18 protein-coding genes are annotated in these 18,449 nt (G+C 41.6%); 8 read left to right on the top strand and 10 right to left on the bottom strand.

What is annotated here, in order from left to right; translation table 11 throughout:
* Positions 1–17: 17 nt before the first annotated feature.
* Both BN161_RS19380 and BN161_RS19375 read right to left on the bottom strand, forming a co-directional pair.
* Positions 18–1,094 (bottom strand): TlpA disulfide reductase family protein, encoded by a 1,077-nt coding sequence (locus BN161_RS19380; protein ID WP_044269468.1) that lies wholly within the window; start codon positions 1,092–1,094, stop codon positions 18–20.
* Positions 1,095–1,111: 17 nt separating this feature from the next.
* Positions 1,112–1,468 carry a BlaI/MecI/CopY family transcriptional regulator gene (locus BN161_RS19375; protein WP_007210515.1) on the bottom strand — a complete coding sequence of 119 codons (357 nt, stop codon included), beginning with the start codon at positions 1,466–1,468 and terminating at the stop codon, positions 1,112–1,114.
* A 202-nt stretch (positions 1,469–1,670) separates the two neighbouring features.
* On the opposite strand from BN161_RS19375, the gene BN161_RS19370 reads away from it, so the two are divergent.
* Positions 1,671–2,735: an SGNH/GDSL hydrolase family protein gene (locus tag BN161_RS19370; protein WP_044269467.1), complete on the top strand. Its 1,065-nt coding sequence runs from the start codon at positions 1,671–1,673 to the stop codon at positions 2,733–2,735.
* Positions 2,736–2,822: 87 nt separating this feature from the next.
* Positions 2,823–4,337: a beta-N-acetylhexosaminidase gene (locus BN161_RS19365; RefSeq protein ID WP_044269513.1), complete on the top strand. Its 1,515-nt coding sequence runs from the start codon at positions 2,823–2,825 to the stop codon at positions 4,335–4,337.
* Positions 4,338–4,353: 16 nt separating this feature from the next.
* On the opposite strand, the gene BN161_RS19360 is transcribed toward BN161_RS19365, so the two are convergent.
* From BN161_RS19360 to BN161_RS19340, 5 genes are all read right to left on the bottom strand, one after another.
* A complete protein-coding gene (locus BN161_RS19360) occupies positions 4,354–5,586 on the bottom strand; it encodes an ABC transporter permease (protein WP_044269465.1) in 1,233 nt (410 codons plus the stop codon).
* Positions 5,586–6,764, bottom strand: a complete 1,179-nt coding sequence (locus tag BN161_RS19355) for an ABC transporter permease (protein ID WP_007210521.1) — start codon at positions 6,762–6,764, stop codon at positions 5,586–5,588. The genes BN161_RS19360 and BN161_RS19355 overlap by 1 nt, the downstream gene beginning before the upstream one ends.
* Positions 6,765–6,796: 32 nt before the next feature.
* On the bottom strand, positions 6,797–7,783 hold the full coding sequence (locus BN161_RS19350; RefSeq protein WP_007659678.1) for an HlyD family secretion protein: 987 nt from the start codon (positions 7,781–7,783) through the stop codon (positions 6,797–6,799).
* A 53-nt stretch (positions 7,784–7,836) separates the two neighbouring features.
* Positions 7,837–9,324, bottom strand: coding sequence for a TolC family protein (locus BN161_RS19345; protein WP_044269463.1), 1,488 nt, complete (start codon positions 9,322–9,324; stop codon positions 7,837–7,839).
* Between the two features lie 117 nt (positions 9,325–9,441).
* On the bottom strand, positions 9,442–10,320 hold the full coding sequence (locus tag BN161_RS19340) for a coiled-coil domain-containing protein (protein WP_044269461.1): 879 nt from the start codon (positions 10,318–10,320) through the stop codon (positions 9,442–9,444).
* Between the two features lie 205 nt (positions 10,321–10,525).
* Here BN161_RS19340 and mdh point away from each other — a divergent pair, with 205 nt between their 5' ends.
* Positions 10,526–11,467 carry a malate dehydrogenase gene (mdh, locus tag BN161_RS19335; RefSeq protein WP_044269512.1) on the top strand — a complete coding sequence of 314 codons (942 nt, stop codon included), beginning with the start codon at positions 10,526–10,528 and terminating at the stop codon, positions 11,465–11,467.
* A 355-nt stretch (positions 11,468–11,822) separates the two neighbouring features.
* Here mdh and BN161_RS19330 read toward each other — a convergent pair whose 3' ends face one another.
* The 3 genes from BN161_RS19330 to BN161_RS19320 all read right to left on the bottom strand — a co-directional run bounded on the left by BN161_RS19330 (position 11,823) and on the right by BN161_RS19320 (position 13,442).
* Entirely contained in the window at positions 11,823–12,626 is an 804-nt protein-coding gene (locus BN161_RS19330) for a DUF4373 domain-containing protein (protein ID WP_044269460.1), read from the bottom strand.
* A gap of 33 nt (positions 12,627–12,659) precedes the next feature.
* Positions 12,660–13,013 carry an SH3 beta-barrel fold-containing protein gene (locus tag BN161_RS19325; RefSeq protein ID WP_007218771.1) on the bottom strand — a complete coding sequence of 118 codons (354 nt, stop codon included), beginning with the start codon at positions 13,011–13,013 and terminating at the stop codon, positions 12,660–12,662.
* A 168-nt stretch (positions 13,014–13,181) separates the two neighbouring features.
* The gene (locus BN161_RS19320) at positions 13,182–13,442 is read right to left on the bottom strand and encodes a hypothetical protein (RefSeq protein WP_007210529.1); all 261 of its coding nucleotides are present in this window, start codon (positions 13,440–13,442) and stop codon (positions 13,182–13,184) included.
* Between the two features lie 690 nt (positions 13,443–14,132).
* On the opposite strand from BN161_RS19320, the gene BN161_RS19315 reads away from it, so the two are divergent.
* The 5 genes from BN161_RS19315 to BN161_RS19295 are packed head-to-tail and all read left to right on the top strand — an operon-like array spanning position 14,133 to position 18,415.
* Positions 14,133–14,666 (top strand): UpxY family transcription antiterminator, encoded by a 534-nt coding sequence (locus tag BN161_RS19315; protein ID WP_044269511.1) that lies wholly within the window; start codon positions 14,133–14,135, stop codon positions 14,664–14,666.
* A gap of 33 nt (positions 14,667–14,699) precedes the next feature.
* Positions 14,700–15,182 (top strand): UpxZ family transcription anti-terminator antagonist, encoded by a 483-nt coding sequence (locus tag BN161_RS19310; RefSeq protein WP_044269458.1) that lies wholly within the window; start codon positions 14,700–14,702, stop codon positions 15,180–15,182.
* Positions 15,183–15,200: 18 nt separating this feature from the next.
* On the top strand, positions 15,201–15,836 hold the full coding sequence (locus tag BN161_RS19305; protein ID WP_044269455.1) for a sugar transferase: 636 nt from the start codon (positions 15,201–15,203) through the stop codon (positions 15,834–15,836).
* A gap of 12 nt (positions 15,837–15,848) precedes the next feature.
* Positions 15,849–17,282, top strand: a complete 1,434-nt coding sequence (locus BN161_RS19300; RefSeq protein ID WP_044269453.1) for a lipopolysaccharide biosynthesis protein — start codon at positions 15,849–15,851, stop codon at positions 17,280–17,282.
* A 23-nt stretch (positions 17,283–17,305) separates the two neighbouring features.
* A complete protein-coding gene (locus tag BN161_RS19295; protein WP_044269451.1) occupies positions 17,306–18,415 on the top strand; it encodes a DegT/DnrJ/EryC1/StrS family aminotransferase in 1,110 nt (369 codons plus the stop codon).
* Positions 18,416–18,449 lie beyond the last annotated feature (34 nt).

The raw sequence follows: 18,449 nt of genomic DNA, 5'->3' as shown, positions 1-18,449 counted from the left end.
CTTGATCTATTTTATTATTATTCGCCTTTCATAATCTCAGCCACCTTCTGTTTCATTCCATCTCCCCTGAGATTGCGGGCAACAATAGTGCCATCCGGGGCAAATAAAATAATATGTGGGATACCATTGACACCATAAAGTTCCATTACTTTTTGTTGGGTGTCCAATAGCTGTGGCCATGTCATATTCAGATCTCCTATCGCTTTAATGATTCTGTCTTTTTTATCCCAGGTTGCAATACCTAATATAACCAGGCCTTTGTCTTTATATGTATTGTAAATTTCTGCTAAATTGGGTATTTCTTCCCGGCATGGAGCACACCAGCTTGCCCACATGTCAACAAGAACATAGTTACCTTTGCCTACAAAATCCGACAACCGTGTTTCTTTACCTTCTGTGTTTTCACCGGCTATATCGACAAACGGTTTGCCTACTGCGGTTCTCTTTAGTGCTTCGAAACGTGCTTTTATAGCCTGTACTGTTTTTAAAGAATTCAGCCAATTGCCTATTTCTGTCTGAAGAGCATCCATTTCATCGGTACTACATGCCATACTATAATCTCTGAAGGCATATTCTCCTACACCATTATCCTTGTTGGATATAATTTGTTGTTTCAGATATCCAAGGAGTGTTGGGCGGATTTTCTGCTCATAGTATTCTGTCCATACCGGTTGCCAGTCTTCTACATTCGGCTTCTCTTTTTTTATTTCTGCCAGATGTGCGAATCCTTTTTTCCGGATACTGTCAACTGTAGCTATCGTCTTATTGAAAGCTTCATTTAGTTTTGTACCCGTAGGGACATGAGTATATAGATTGACTTTTATAGTTCCTTCATCCAAAATGAAGTTGGCATAATTGCGTCCTGCATCAATTCTACAAAACGAGGGAGTTGTAGTTTGTCCCTCAAATGCAAACTTCTGATTTTCAACTCGGGTACTATCAATATAGCGATTATCATCATATCGCATGATGTATAATATTTTTCCATTAAACGAATTATCTGCTAATTCTCCTTCTACTTTATAGGAGTAAGTAGTCTGTGCGTGAGTAATGAAACTTACCAGACAAGCTAATAAAGAAAAATAGTATTTCATGCGATTCTTTTTTATGTTTATCTTTTTTCAATCATATCGATTATATCTTTCAGGTCTTTAGTTGAAATCTTTTGCTCTTTGGCAAAGAAAGAAACCATTTCCTTATAAGAATTTTCAAAGTAGTTACGCACGAAGCCGCTCATAAAGGTACGCTTGTATTCGCTTTCACGAATGGCAGGTGTGTACTGGTATGTATTCCCTACGCGAGCGGCTGTAACATACTGTTTGCGTTCTAGGTTTTTAATGATGGAAGCCACGGTAGTGTAGGGAGGTGCCGGTTGGGGATATTTGGCAACAATGTCTTTTACGAAGCAACTGCCCAGTTCCCAAATGTAAATCATTGCTTCTTCTTCTTGTATAGTTAACTTTTCCATGGAAATAAAGTATTAAAATGAATTCGATACAAAACTACGAATATTTCGTAATAAAGCAAACTTCAGACGGTTAATAAGTGTGAATGCATTCAAAAGAGCTGTGGAACCATAATAGGAGGTCTATTACCTGTTAATTGATGTAAAACTGTTTATAAATGCAGTTTTTCAGTGTACCTTTGAATCATCTTAATATCTACTAATCATGAGAATCAGAGTTTTTATTTTGGGATTGTTGCTGGCTGCATCCACTCAGGCCCAACTTCTTTATCGCGATGCTTCCGTTTTCCCCTTGTTGGGCAAGGCAACGGATGCTACTCTTACCCGTTACGAACGCCTTCCGGCTTCTTTGGAATCAGTTTCCCGCAAACCGCTTTGGGATTTAGGACGCAATAGTGCCGGACTTGCTTTGCGCTTCCGTTCCAACTCTACATGCATTGGGGCAAAGTGGGAAGTGAGGGATAACAGAAGCATGAACCACATGACTCCTACCGGAATCAAGGGTCTGGATCTTTATTGCCTGCAAGATGGTAAGTGGGTTTTTGCCGGTAGCGGGCGTCCTCAGGGAAAGGTAAATGAGGCTACTATCGTGAAGAATATGGATCCTGAAGAACGGGAATATCTTTTATATCTTTCTTTGTATGACGGGGTCACTTCATTGGCAATTGGTGTGGATAGCCTTTCGACGCTTGATCAACCTGCAGTCGGCTTACCGGTACGTGAAAAGCCCGTTGTTTTCTATGGAACCAGTATTTTACAGGGTGGTTGTGCTTCCCGTCCCGGAATGGCCCATACAAATATTCTGGAACGTTGGCTCAATCGCGAATGTATCAATTTAGGATTTAGCGGTAATGCTTTGCTCGATCTGGAGATTGCGGAACTTATAGCTACGGTTGATGCTTCCATGTTCGTGCTTGATTTCCTTCCTAATGCCACAGTAGAACAGATGAAAGAACGGGCGGAGAAATTCTACTCTATCGTTCGCAGCAAACATCCCGATACTCCTATCCTTTTTGTAGAAGATCCTATTTTCACTCATTCCCGTTTTGATAAAAAGATTGCAAGGGAAGTGAATGCTAAAAATGAAACGATTGCGGCTATTTTCCAGTCAATGAAGAAAAAGGGTGAGAAGAATATCTATCTTCTTTCTTCAAAGGACATTATCGGGCACGATGGTGAGGCTACTGTTGATGGTATCCATTTTACAGATCTGGGCTTTATGCGCTATGCGGAAGTATTATATCCGTTAATTAAAAAACATATCCGGTAACTTTTTCTATTTTATTATTCTATGAAATCATATTCTGCCACTTCGTGATCTTTCGATGTGGGGAAATTGTTTTAAGATATATCAATGATGACAACTAAAATTAGCCTATTGGCAGCGAGTCTTTTTCTGCCAGTCTTTATTTCTGCACAAAATGTGATTCCTGAACCGGCACAATATCGCCCGGCAAAAGGAGAGTTCGTACTGTCTATTGCCGAAAATAAGGCACTTGAGACAAATAATGTGCTTCCGTCACGAGTAGTACAGCGTATTACACCGGATTGTACTACGGGGGCTGGTGAGGCTTATTGTTTGGAGATAACTCCCGATTCTGTTTTTATTCAATCAGCTACTGTAACCGGAGTATTTCGGGGAGAAGAAACCTTGAAGCAACTCTTGCGTTCCGGGAAAGGCACTACGAGCGCTTGTGTAATCAATGATGCTCCCCGTTATTCGTGGCGGGGTTTTATGCTCGACGAGAGCCGTCATTTCTTTGGTAAGGAGAAAGTCAAGCAGTTACTTGATATAATGGCTTCTCTTCGCCTGAATGTTTTTCATTGGCATCTGACGGATGAACCGGGATGGCGTATTGAAATAAAGAAATATCCTTTGTTGACAAAGGTTGGATCCAAAGGGAATTATCATGATCCGTCGGCACCTGCTGCTTTTTATACGCAGGAGGATATTAAAGATATTGTTGCCTATGCGGCTGCACGACACATAATGATTGTGCCGGAATTCGATATGCCCGGACATGCCACTGCAGCTTGTCGTGCCTATCCGGAATTGTCTGGTGGGGGTGAAGGACGATGGAAAGATTTTACTTTTCACCCTTGCAAAGAAGAAACTTTCCGTTTCATAAGTGATGTGCTGGATGAACTGATCACTCTGTTTCCTTCTCCTTATATTCATGTTGGAGGTGATGAAGTACATTTCGGTAATCAGGAATGGTTTACAGATCCACAGATACAGCAGTTCATCAAAGATAAACAATTAATGAACGAAACCGGATTGGAGCAATATTTTGTGCGCCGTGTGGCAGATATTATTGCTGCCAAAGGTAAAACAATGGTCGGTTGGGATGAAATTGTGGATGCCGGTGTATCGCCGGATAAAGCAGTAGTGATGTGGTGGCGTCATGATCGTAGGTATCAGTTATTGAAAGCTCTCGAAAGTGGATATCGTGTTATTATGACTCCACGTCGTCCGATGTATGGCGACTTTGTGCAGTATTCCACACACAATGTTGGGCGTTACTGGGATGGATATAATCCGATAGAGGATGTCTTCTCATTCCCTCGCTCGATAGAACATCTGTTTAAGGGGTACGAAAGCCAGATTATGGGTATGCAGTATTCACTTTGGACAGAACGTGTCGCTGATGTCAAACGATTGGATTTTATGGTCTTCCCGCGTCTTGTAGCTGCTGCTGAAGCTGCTTGGACGCCTGCTGTGCGTAAGGATTATAGTCGTTTTATGCGGCGCTTGCCCTTTTTCCTGCATTGGTTGGATGCCAAAAATATTTATTATTTCGACCCGTTTGCCCCTGAAAGGAGGCCGGAGCCTACTGCTCCGGAGAAAGAAGATGTCCTGCAGAATGGATAATAATCTCCTGAAATTATTATTTATTCTTGTACTCTTTATATTTCTCAATCACATGCTTCCTGCTTTGGATAATCTGCCAACGATATACCCAGCAAGTAGTCAGGAAGTAGATGCCTGCCTGTATCCATAACGCGCGGTATTCAAAGGCTACTTCGTTGAGTGTAGCTCCCATGCTATTAATGCGTACGTAGCCATTGATGCCGAAAGTGGACGGGAAGATATAAGAGAAGTATCTCCAGAAATCCGGCATGGCGGCTCCCGGCCAGGAAACACCTGAAAGGAACAATAAAGGTACGGATGTGAAGACAAATATTAACATGCAGGTTTCACGATTGCGTATGGCAATAGAAGCTGTCATGGCGAAGAAAATACATGCTGCCAGATAAGGCAACATAAAGAGGGTCAGTACACCCGGTTGAGCTATCTGGATGAGACTGAACAGACGTGGCACTACACAGAGCACATATACGGATACAAGTGCATACACCATGAAGTAACTTAAACCTTTACCCAGTACGATACGTAATGTGCCGTTGTAGTGGCGGTTGATAGGAACCAAATCTTTGAAACGATTCTGTTCGCGGGCTGTTCCGGCAGAAAGTCCGATACCCAGCAGCAAGGTTTGCTGAATAATCAGTATCAATACCGCAGGTATCAGGAAAGCCGCAAAACCGTTTGCGGGGTTGAATAAGGTAACATCTTCATATTTTATCGGATAGGCGGTAATCTCATCCTGGCGGTTGGTGGTATTGCCGGCACGTTGCATTTTGATATCTGCATTCATGTCCAGTGACACGCTGGTATTGGTGTTCAGCAGAGATTTGTAATAAAGCAATCCGCTCATATCGCAATACAGACTGACCTGTGTTTGCTTTCCCCGTGCAATATCTTCACTGAATTCAGCAGGTATATAGATGATGCCATAAGCCAGACGATCTTTCAGCATCAGTTTGGCTTCTTCCATGTCGGCGCAATAAGATACAATCTTCACTTCTGGACTGGAGTCAACTTTGCGCAGGTATTCGCGGCTTAGCGAACTGCGTGAGTTATCCACTACCACAGCAGGTACTTCCCGTATGGTTTCATTGGTATAAATGAAAGCATAAATCAGTGGATACACCAACGGGACAAGCACAAAGAAGATGAGCACACCCTGATCGCGAAAGGTTGTGCGGAATTCCCGTATCCAGATATAGAATAGGTCGTGGATACCTTGTACTACTTTCTGTTTGAACGTCAGATGTTTCATTAGGGCACGTATTTATAATAAATCAACGCTTCTTTGAGCCGGTGTACGACAAAGAAAGGAAGCATCATAAAAATAAGTAACGCCACATAGTTTATCCATGAATAAATCATCGGATAACCGTTCAGGGCCTGATCTACATAGATCAGGAAATAGTGACGCAGCGGGAACAGATTGGCTAATCCTTGCAGCACCGGATGCATTGCCATAGCTGGGAATGATAGTCCGCACATAGAGAATGAAAGCACTCCCCATAAGGATGCAAAACTCAGTCCCAGACGCAGGGTAGGCAATGTACCTATCATCAGTACACCCATCCCTTGCGAAGCCAATACAAGGCAGAGAGTGGCAAGAAGCATCGGCATGATGCCACTGTTGCAGGGGAAGTGCAGGAAGCCATATAAATATACATTATATAATATTCCCATCAGGAAGAAAATAGCCGTATGCGGCAACAGCTTTCCGGCAAGGGAGATGTAGATGGAATTATTTCCCATGCGCAGCCATTCGCGTGCGGTACGGTCTTTTATTTCCACGCCGATGGAGTAAACCGTTATCATGAATATAAGCAGCATCAATACACCCGGTGCAAATGTATTACATAAGTATACGGAGTAATTCAGCCACGGATTGTTCAGCGGATGTGTATCGATGACGATGGGTTGCAGGAATGCCATAGCCTGGTCTTCCGTAGCACCTTTAGCATACAAACTGGTGCGTGCGGCAGCTCCCGATGCCAACTCGCTCATCATCTTCATATCTTTGTAGAGCAGAGAACCGGCGATAAGCAGCGTATTGTTGGTATAGAATGATACGGTAGGCTGTCGTTGAGATTGCGCCTTGGCGGTGGTACCTTTCGGAATGTAGTAGAATCCGTAGATTTCTCCTTTCTGCATGGCGGCACGTGCTTCGTTGATAGTAGGATAATGGGCTACGATGGCGGTCTGCTCAAATGCATCCAGGTTTCGCATCAATTGGCGCGAAGTGGATGTCATATCCTGATCCACCACCCCTACAGGCATATTGACCGGTAAACCCGAATCCATCAGTGTCGTGAAGAAGACGTAGCAGAACAACGGCGCTATCACCATGCAGAACAGGTACAGCGGACGGGAAACGAGCCGTCGGCCTTCCCGTTTCATGACGTTCCACAAAGCTATATATTTCTTATCTCGTGCCATTCCTTTACTTATCACTAATCACTAACCGTTAATCACTTCTTCAGTATCACCGACATTCCGGGACGCAAGCCTTCCACTTTCTCCTGTGGCAAAGCTTTTACCTCAAAAGTCTTCAGATCAAATTGCCCGGTTGTTTTCGTAGCCTTCCAGGCTGCATAAGTGCCAAGATCCTTCATGTAGTTCACTTTCAAGCGGATATTTTTGTCCAATGCCGGAACGAAAGCTTCGAATTCAGTTCCCATTGTCAGACCTTGCAGCAAATCTTCCCGAACATTGAATGTTACCCACATATCATCCAGTATGGCTATGTTCATGATCGGTGCACCGGTTCCTACCAATTCACCTACTTTGGGGAAGATTTCCGACACTTCTCCGGCTGTCTGGGCTATAAGATAAGTTTCTTTGATATAAGATTCAACTTCTGCAACAGCTCCTTTGGCGCGGTCTACCAAGGCGGCGGCAGCAGCTTTATCTTCTCGTTCTGCACCGTTCTTTGCCATGTCGTATTGAGCTTTGGCGGCTTTTTCTGTTGCGACGGCAGCGTCTCGCTGTGCAGTCACCTCATCCAGCTTTTGGGCTGACATCACGCCCTGATCAGCAAGATTCTTCACACGTTTGTAAGATTTCTCGGCTATTTCAAGTCCTGCTTTAGCTTTTTGCCACATCTCAAAGGCAGCCTGTACCTGTTCGTGACGGGCGCCTTTCAGTGCTTTCTCATTCTGTGCCTGAGCAGCGGCTTCCGCCGCACGAGCCTGTTCCAGTTTTGCTAACACATCCGGAGCTTCCAGTATGGCGAGTGTATCTCCGGCCTGCACGCTTTGTCCCTCTTTCACACGGAATTCCAGAATACGTCCCGGTACTTTACTCGATACCCGGTATTCTGTGACCTCTGCCTGACCCTGTACGATTTCCGGTCCTTTGCGCAACATGAAGAAACCTACTACGGCTACAATGGCAATGACGCCTGTCAGCGTTAAGAACGCTAATAGCATGTTACTGTTTTGTGATTTGGTATCCATTTTCAGATTTATGATTTCGGATTTATGATTTATGAACTGTCAATTCTCTATTTTTATTTTTCAATGTTCAACTGTCCCAATGCCTTCTTCAGATAGATGTCGGTCAATTTCACATCAATTTGTGCATCTATCTTTTCGGACTGGGCTGAAAGCCAGGCTGTGTGTGCTTCGAGTACGTTGCTGGCAGCTATCACGCCTTCTTCAAATCCGAGGGTGGCATATCGAAGATTTTCATCGGCTTTTTCCAGATTATTTTCTGCCATAATCAGCTTTTTAGCGGCTTCATTAACCTTGAAGACGGACTGGTTGACTTGAAGTTCTATCTTTTCTTTAGCATCGTCCAATTGGTATTGGGCGATACGGGCTTCCGCTTTGGCTGCCTTCACCTTGTACATGCCTTCACCCCAGTGCCAGATAGGAACCTGTAATACCACGCCTACATTCCACATACCTTTGAACTTCTTTTCGAAACCATTGAAAACGGAGGGGTTGGTCATCATATAGCTTCCCATCAGAGCCAGTGACGGCAGATATTCGGAGCGAGTGACGTTTACCTTCTGCTTGTAGATTTCTGTGGCAAGTTCCAGACTGCGTACTTCCGGCCGTGTAGCATAAACCGTATTCAGATCAATTCCATTTGCTGCTACAGGATCAGGAGAGAGATCGTCTTCCCGTTCATCTTTCAGCGTGATAGGAGAGGACAAGTCCAAACCGCATAACTGGCATAATAACATTCTGGACAGGCTCAAGCCATCTTCGACTTTGGTCAGTGTCATTTCCGCTTCGTTCACTCTTACCTTTACAGATAGACCGTCCGCTTTGGTGGCAACACCTTCGGCGATCATCTTGTCCACATCGCTTTCCAACTTTTGCAATAACTTGAGGTAACCTTCGGCTAATTTCTTTTTACTGGCGAGTGATACTACCTGCCAGTAAGCCTGGTCGGTACTAAGTATTACATCTTGCAGACCACTGTCATGTTGCTGGCGTGCCAGTTCTTCTGCATATTTGGTGATTTTGTTGTAAGCACGGATTTTGCCGCCCATATATAAAGGTTGTGTCAGCGTCAGGGCACCGGCATACATGTTGCGGGTATCTGTACGAAATGCGTCGACGAGGGAATTTCCGAGGCCGTTGAGCGGAGAGGCAACATCCACACTTCCTAACGCCTGGATCAACGCCATGAATTGCGGATTCTGTGTCAACTCAGGGTGCTGTGTCAGTATACCTTGTATACCATTTTGCATAGCACCGCTTACCTGAGTTCCCATTGAACCTAATGCACCTTTTTGGGCATCACTCAATATTGAAATCTCTTTTTGGGTACGCATATATCCGCCGGTGGCGGAAATATCGGGTAGGTAGTTGGTAAACGCCGCTTTTCTCTGATAATGTGCAGAGTTAATTTTCTCCTGGCTTATCAGTAGTTCTTTGTTATTGGCAATGGCCAATGCACGGCAACTATCGAGGCTCAAAACCTCTTGTGCACCGACAGAGAAGGTCAGACATACCAACCAAATGAAACAGAAGAACTTTCTCATCGTGTCTATACATTATTAAGGTGATTAAAACGTTGTTTTGTGATGCAACAATAATTGCATAAACAACGATACAAATGTATAGGCTTTCAGTGAGACCTCAAAATAATTTAATCTTTTTTAGTCCAATGTAAAGGATTGCGAGCCGATAAGTGTTCCGTCTGCGAAAAGATCTACCCGATAGGTACCTGCATATAGATACTCTTCTACGTTCCAGTACACGGTTATATTTTGCTCTTCACCGTTGTATTCAATGTACTTTTTGATGGAATACCCCAACTCGCGGTTTTCATACGGGAATGTATTGGAAGGGTTTTTAGTCAGCACGTCATTATCCGGTTTGGTGATGCGGACATAGATGGTACGTTCGCCTGTTTCAGCTGTGATGTTTTTGACGATAGTAAATCCTATCTTGAATTTCACCACGTCTTTTACTCTCTTGGCTACTTTATCCCGTTTGTTCACGGCTTGAATGTTGATGTTGGTCGCATCCAGTTGGGCAGCAAGAGTTACTTTTTTATTCAGGTTCTTTTTTTCTTCGGACAAATTACTGATTTGGCGGGAAGCATCGTTGTATTTCTGCGTGACCTGTGCGATCACCTCTTTCTGATGAGCGGTAAGCCTATTCAGTGAATCTATTTGGTTGATATAACCTATCATAACTTTACGCAAGGTGGCAAGTTCATTCTTCAGACGGCGTATTTCAGCGGCGTTACTGCTTTTTACGGTACGCAGTTCTTCTAACAGACGTTGGGTTTTCAATTGCTCCTGTTCTAATAGTACGGACAGGGAATCGTTGGAGACTGTTAATTTCAGTTCGTCATACTGTTGTGCAAAGCGTGTATATTCGTTTTCCAGGTCTTCCTTTTCCAGTTGAAATTCCTGTACCAGTTCTTTGTTGGTCTGCTTTTCGGTGAGTAATAATACAGTAACGCCCACCAAGGCTAATACCAATACAGTACCTGCAATAATCACCAGCTTATTTTTGTTATTTGCCATATTGTTTCATTAATATAATAGGTGTGTAAAATAGGGTTAGGTCTATTCCGCCGCAAAAATAAGCATTAATCGTCAATCGCTAATCACCAACCCTTAACTTAATAATCATTTAACTAAAATTATTACGGAAAAATTTCCTTAATTACGAATGTCGTTGTACTTTTGTCGCAACTTTATTACACATATAAACAAAAAATTGAAGATTATGTCAAAAGTAACCGTAGTAGGTGCAGGTAACGTAGGTGCTACATGCGCTAATGTGTTGGCCTTTAATGAAGTGGCTGACGAAGTGGTAATGCTGGATGTTAAAGAAGGCGTTTCAGAAGGTAAGGCAATGGATATGATGCAGACAGCTCAATTGTTGGGTTTTGATACCACTATTGTAGGTTGCACCAACGATTATGAGAAGACTGCAAATTCTGACGTTATTGTTATCACATCAGGTATTCCCCGTAAGCCGGGTATGACTCGTGAAGAGTTGATCGGTGTGAATGCCGGTATCGTGAAGACAGTTGCTGAAAATGCATTGAAATATTCTCCCAACGCTATCCTTGTAGTTATTTCTAATCCGATGGATACAATGACTTATCTGGCATTGAAATCTTTGGGGTTGCCTAAGAACCGTGTTATCGGTATGGGTGGTGCTTTGGACAGCTCTCGTTTTAAATATTTCCTGTCTCAAGCTTTGGGTTGCAATGCAAACGAAGTGGAAGGCATGGTAATCGGTGGTCATGGTGATACTACTATGATTCCGTTGGCTCGTTTGGCTACATACAAAGGACAACCGGTCAGCACACTGTTGAGCGAAGAAAAACTGAACGAAGTTGTAGCTTCTACTATGGTAGGTGGTGCTACTCTGACTAAGTTGCTGGGTACTTCTGCATGGTATGCACCGGGTGCGGCAGGAGCTTATGTAGTTGAGTCTATCATTCACAACCAGAAGAAGATGATTCCTTGCTCTGTATTGCTGGAAGGCGAATATGGCGAATCTGATCTTTGTATCGGTGTTCCCGTTATCCTGGGCAAGAATGGTATCGAAAAAATCGTTGAACTGGAACTGACTGCTAACGAAAAAGAAAAATTCGCTGCCAGCGCTAAGGCTGTTCACGGAACTAACGCTGCATTGAAAGAAGTAGGTGCTCTCTAATCGAGAAAGCGTTTTTATATTAATATTCAGTAGCGGTTGACTCCCTTTGTGAGTCAGCCGCTATTTCTTTTATTGGAGGACATTCGCAGGTTGCCATGTTGCGTGCGGTGGCCGATGGGGAATCTCAACTAAACGCAGCGGCTGTGGTTAGTAAATATAGAGAAAAATAGAGACACTTTCACTTTCGCCGATCTTGTTTTCGAATTGTGGTTCCGGCAACAAAACATGTCGCTTATTTAAGTTTTTAGGATGGCTACACCCTTTCGCCCGTATAGTGTAGCCCTTTGACCTAAAGGGTGTAGCCATAGGAGGTAAAGGGTGTAGCCTTGGCAAATGCTAATATTAGCCTTGATTATCAGCCGTTTCCGGTTTTCTCTTTTCTTAGTGCGGCGATGACGTATTTGCCTTTTGCCAGTACGGTGCTCCACCGTGTACTACTGATTATTTTAAACACATATCCTCCCAGTCTTCCGTAGTCGGATAGCCGCAGAATGGCATTGATTTCATTTCGGTCTACGATATGAAGTTGTTGCAGTTCCAACATCAAACCTTCCAGATTGTGTGTCTTCTTGTTGTAGGCATATCCCGGAATTTCGAAAGAAGAACCCTCCATTCCTTTTCCTCCGTCCTCCCCTTGGGGAGTTAGAGGGGGAGTGTTTTGCTTTTCTTTACTTTGCTTTTCTTTACTTTGTTCGGAATTGCATGCATTTTCGGGTGGAAACAATACATCCTGTACCTCATTTTCTTCTTTCCCGTTTTTAGGAACTTTGGTTTCCATAAGGAAGTAAGGGAGGGGAGTCAAGTCCCGTTTTCTGCGTTTGGTAGCTTCCAGCCATACTTTCTGTATGTGTACGGATGTCAATACCTGATGTTCCTCATACATTTTCCGGTCAAATATGTCTTTCGCTATCAGAAGTTCTACGATTTCCTGCATTTCCTCATCCGATAATTCGTTTCCTAATTTGTGGGCAAAGAGCATGCATTGCTCTTTGTTCCACACCAGGTAATATCCCTCTTCTTTATAAATTTTTCCGAGTAGCTTTATGAATGCCGCTACACCTTTCAGTCCGAACCGGGCTTCTATCAATTCTGTTGCTACTCCTTCGAGCAGACTTATAGTTATGGGGAAATACAGTACCCCTGTACAATTCATTGCCATTTCTTTAGTGATTAAACGATAAGTGATTAATGATTAGCAGACGGGGCTCCAGTCTAGTAAATTCTCCAACTGGAAACTTCTCCAAGCCTGTGACTCTACATCCCAGTAAACTACAGTACTTTCTATGCGCTCCATTTCATAGAATCGGTGAAAGAAACTTTCATAGGGTATGAGGGTTGCTTTCACCATTTTGAAGATTGTGCCTTGTTTGTGAAAGGCAATAAGGGCATAGCCATACTGCATGTGGTCAATGAGGTCGATCAATCTTTGTGCCATGTATTCTGCACATTCCTCAGAATACCCCTTTTCGAACATGAACCGTTTTTTCCATTTTTCTGCCATTCTTTCACGGACTGGAACCGGATTTTTGAACTCGTGTCTTTTCATCTTACGATATATTTAATTAATAATAATGTTGGTTACGTTTTCGAGCTCATGCCATAGCATAAAAAAAGATGTCGCTTCGCATAAGAGGAAGCGGCATCTCATTGAGGTCTGACTTGGTCTTGTTAACGTGAGGGCAAAGGTAGGTCTTGCTGTTTTGACAGTATCTTTTTAATTTCTGTCTTTTCTGTAGGGTGATTTCTCCTTATGCTTTTCATTGTGTCGTACTCTTTTATCCTTTTGCCACATTTTTTCTGCCATTTTGGTTAAAGTACTCTTTGACATAGGGATTCCGTCATTATTTAGGAAGAGTTTGGTTTCCGCTATGCGCTCTATAAGCGGGGCCAATTCGAGTTTTTCGGGTGGAATCTTTTCATTGTTTCCAACGTAGAAATTACCTTCGATGTATTCATCCAAAAGATTTCCCAGCATGCTTTCCTGATTATTGTTAATTCCTTTAACTTTTTTACCCTTAGGACGGCCTCTGTGTGGTTTATTTTCCGCTTGTTCAGAGGATTGTCTGTTTTGTTCACTTGGTTTTACTAACCCTGTTTCTTCGCTTTTAGCAGCGTTTTTTTTGAATTACTCATTTTGAAAAATTATTTAATTAAAAACAGTTAATTTGTAAATAGGGGCGCAAAGATAAAAGGATTGTTGATGTGCAGAATAGAGGAGAGACAATAAAATGAAATAAATACTTTTCGAACAGATGTAATATGCAGTAAATTAGAATGGTATAGCGAAAAATAGGGGGTGTCCAGAAAACGTTCGTTTAATGGGCACAAAGATAAGAGGTATTTTTTGAACGTGCAAGATGTTTAATAAAAATATTTCTATTATTTCGGATTTTGTTACTTATATTACTAATAATCAATACGATAATACTAATGATATATATATTTAATATCCTCTCATTTTTATACCTTCAAACTTCATTTTAAAGGCATGATAATGTTGCCCATTAAACGAACGATTAAAAGACGCTTTTTTGAATTTAATATATTCGTTTATAACGCATTAAGTCGAAATATCTATTTGCTACGGTTTGAAAGAGAATATGTCTCGTTCAAACCGCGAAGCGCATCCGAAACTATAGTAAAATCCTCGATTCTCTTTTTGCAAGTGATTGAAAATCAAAAATATTGGTTTGCTGCCCGCACTCGTGACAAGCAAGAGTTTGCTATCCGAAAATCCTTAGATAAACTTAAGTCCGAAGAGAATCTGGATATTGATTATTATCTTCCCACGCGAATTGTGATATCACAGTTGAAGTATCGCCGTAAACGTAGTGAGGTTCCTGTTATTCGGAATTTAATCTTCATTCATGCTACTAAACAAGCAGCTTGCGACATATCCAATGTTTATAATGTCCAGTTATTCTATATGAAGGATCTTTCCACTCATTCTATGTTGGTGGTTCCTAATAAACAAATGAAAGACTTCATGGTTGTTATGGACTTGAATCCTGATGGGATTAGTTTTGATAGCGAACCCTTTGCTATAGGGAATAAAGTGAAGGTCATCAAGGGGGATTTTAGCGGCATTGAAGGTGAGATTGCTACAGAGGCGAATAAAACCTATGTTGTTATTCGTATCAAAGGCGTTTTAGTTGCGAGTGTCAAAGTACCCAAATCCTATTTGAAAATAATAGAGTAACACTTTCTCAATTATATTTTAATCATATACCAAATGAATTCTTTACTTTCTTGTGCTCTTGAGCTTCAACGTGCTGCTCATGAGCTGATGTATCTTGGCATGGACGGAGAACCTATATATTCCGACACTTTTTGTCGTTTGAATAAGGAAGTTCTCGTTAAATCCAATTCTCTTTTTTCCTCTAAGAGTTCCGATATCGAAGAAGAAGCCAATTTGTGTTTGGCTCTTTTGATGGGTTACAATGCTACAATCTACGATTATGGGGATAAAGAACAAAAAAAGCAGTCAGTTTTAGATCGTGCTTATAATATCTTGGAACAGCTTCCAGCTTCCTTACTTAAAGTTCGTTTGCTGACTTACTGTTATGGCGAAATTTATGAAGAGAGTTTGCTTCAAGATGCTCATTTCATTATTGATCAGTGGGATAAGGGAACTTTGACTTCCGAACAAATGGAAACTATGGAAGAACTAAAGAATATTGAAGAAAATCAATATCCTTTTGAAGTTTTGCAATGATAAAATTAATTATGCCGTATGGAATCTATGGAACAAGACGATCATTTCATTCCTGATGGAATGAATGATTTTGAACGTAGTGTAAAACGCATTGGCGATTGTTTACTGGCTTTTATAGGTCTTATTATTTTTTCGCCTTTATTTTTGATTTGTTATCTTGCGGTGAAGCATGAAGATGGCGGTTCTGCCATATTCAAACAGGAACGTATCGGACGTTTTGGGCGTCCCTTCTATATTTACAAATTCCGCAGTATGAGGTTGGATGCCGAAAAGTACGGTCCGGCACTTTATGCTGGTGGTAGAGATGAACGGTTGACCAAAATCGGTAAATTTCTTCGTGAACACCATTTAGATGAACTTCCTCAACTTTGGAATGTCTTCCGTGGTGATATGGCTTTTATCGGTCCTCGCCCGGAACGGAAGTTTTATATAGATCAAATTATGGAACATGATCCTCGTTATCGTTATTTGTTTCAGATCCGTCCGGGAGTTACTTCATATGCTACTTTGTATAATGGATATACGGATACAATGGAGAAAATGTTGCGTAGATTACGGTATGATTTGTTTTATTTAGAACGTCGTTCATGGTTTTTTGATTTTAAGATATTGTTTATGACGTTCATGAATATTGTGTTTGGAAAGAAATTTTAATAGACACTTCTCATGTCTGAATCCTTAAAGCATAAGCTCATTAAAGGTATAGTTTGGAGTAGCATAGAGCGCTTTTCTGTTCAAGGTGTTCTATTTTTAGTCATGATTATCATGGCTCGTTTATTAACTCCGAAAGACTATGGATTGGTGGGCATGTTGATTGTCTTTATTGCTGTTGCTCAATCATTGGTCGACAGTGGTTTCTCACAGGCTTTGATCCGCAAGCAGAACCGAACAGAGGTTGATAACTCCACTGTATTTTATTTTAATATTGCTGTGGGTGTATTACTTTATCTACTTCTATTTACTGTTGCTCCGTGGATAGCAGATTTTTATGACAGTCCTGAACTGACAGTCTTGATGCGTGTTGTCTGCCTAAATGTGGTGTTCAATTCTTTGGCGGTAGTGCAACGTGCTTTGCTTACGGTCAACCTTGATTTCAAGACACAAGCGAAAGCCAGCTTGGTAGCTGCTATTGTGTCAGGTATTGTGGGTATTAGTATGGCTTACTACGGTTTCAGTTATTGGTCAATTGCTATCCAGCAATTGGTAAACTTGGGTCTGAACACATTGTTACTTTGGCTGCTTACGCATTGGCGTCCTCAATGGAAGTATTCGTGGCACTCTTTTAGTGAACTGTTTGCTTTTGGTTCCAAACTGATGGCTTCAGGATTGCTGGATGTTATTTATCGGAACATATACCAACTGGTGATTGGCAAATTTTTTACAGCTTCTGCTTTGGGGTATTACACGCGTGCACAACAATTTGCAGATTTCCCATCGTCGAACTTGACGGGCATCATGCAACGGGTTACCTATCCCACACTTTGTCAGATACAGAACGATAATGGACATTTGGCACAGATTTATCGGCGTTTCCTCCGATTGTCTGCCTTTTTGATATTCCCGTTACTGATAGGACTGTCTGCTGTGGCTCAGCCTTTAATTTTATTATTACTGAAAGAGCAGTGGCTGTTTGCCGCCACACTATTACAAATTATTTGCTTTGCTATGATGTGGTATCCCATTCATGCCATTAACCTGAATCTATTACAGGTAAAAGGACGCTCTGACCTGTTTTTGAAATTGGAGATCATTAAGAGGATGATAGCTTTGGTTGTGCTTTGTATCACGATTCCTATAGGACTGAGTGCCATGTGCATAGGACAGATATTCTCCTCTTTAATAGCTTTGGTCATTAATACCCATTATACGGGAAAATTGATACAGGTGGGTTTTTTCCGACAGATGTGTGATTTGTTGCCTACTTTACTACTCTCCCTCACTATGTGGTTAGTGGTTTATTTTACACTATCTCTCATTTCTGGAATCATTCTTCAATTGATTGTCGGTGTATTGGTGGGTGTCATCTATTATTTGACCCTTTCTTTTCTGTTCAGGTTTCCAGAATTGAATGAATTGGTTTCTATTCTTCGCAGAAAGTAGAAAATCGTATAAAATATATAAAGATGAAATTGAAAGAATTAATAACGGTGACTTCTCCGTTATTACCCAATTTAGATGACTTCAATGACTTGCTAAAAGACATTTGGGATCGCAAATGGATAACCAATAATGGACACTATCATCAAGAATTGGAAAAAGCTCTTTGTGAGTATTTGAAAGTACCTTACATAAGTTTGTTTACAAACGGTACTCTTCCCTTAATAACCGCCTTGCAGGCACTTCGCATAACTGGCGAGGTGATTACTACACCTTACAGCTTTGTTGCTACCACACATTCCCTGTGGTGGAATGGTATCAAGCCTGTGTTTGTAGATGTTGAGCCATTGACAGGCAATATTGATCCTGATAAGATAGAAGCGGCCATCACTCCCAAGACTACTGCTATCATGCCAGTTCATGTGTACGGTAAACCTTGCGATATGAAACGTATTCAGGAGATAGCAGACAAATACGGATTAATGGTAATCTATGATGCTGCCCATGCTTTTGGTGTGGAGATAAATGGTGAGTCTGTTCTGAATGCAGGTAATATGTCTACTTTGAGCTTTCATGCTACTAAAGTTTTTAACACCATCGAAGGCGGTGCTTTGGTGGTAAAGGATGAACAGACTAAAAAGCGTATAGATTATTTAAAGAATTTTGGTTTTGCAGGAGAAACAGAGGTAGTGGCACCCGGTATCAATAGTAAGATGGATGAGATACGTTCTGCTTACGGTTTACTTAACTTGAAACAGGTGGATGCTGCCATTGCTGCTAGGAAACAAGTAGCTGATATTTATCGGAATGCTCTTCGCTATGTAGATGGAATAACCTTTATGGAAGATACGCCTGGGGTGCGTCATAACTACTCTTATTTCCCAGTCTTTATTGATGCTGAAAAATATTGTATGACGCGTGATGAACTCTACTATAAGATGAAAGAAAACAATGTATTAGGTAGACGTTATTTCTATCCATTGATTAGTGAATTTTCTACTTATCGTGGATTGGATAGTGCAAGGCCGGATAATTTAAAGGAAGCTCATAAAATAGCAGATAGTGTAATTTGTTTGCCAATGCACCATGCTTTGGCTGAAGAAGATGTGGATAGAGTTATAAGTTCTATTATATGATGAATTTCTAATGTCAGGATTACCATTATGCCAA

This window comes from Bacteroides timonensis (assembly GCF_000513195.1).
Lineage (GTDB): Bacteria > Bacteroidota > Bacteroidia > Bacteroidales > Bacteroidaceae > Bacteroides > Bacteroides timonensis.
The sequence above is the reverse complement of the archived record's forward strand: the minus strand, read 5'-3'. Positions and strand labels throughout refer to the sequence as shown.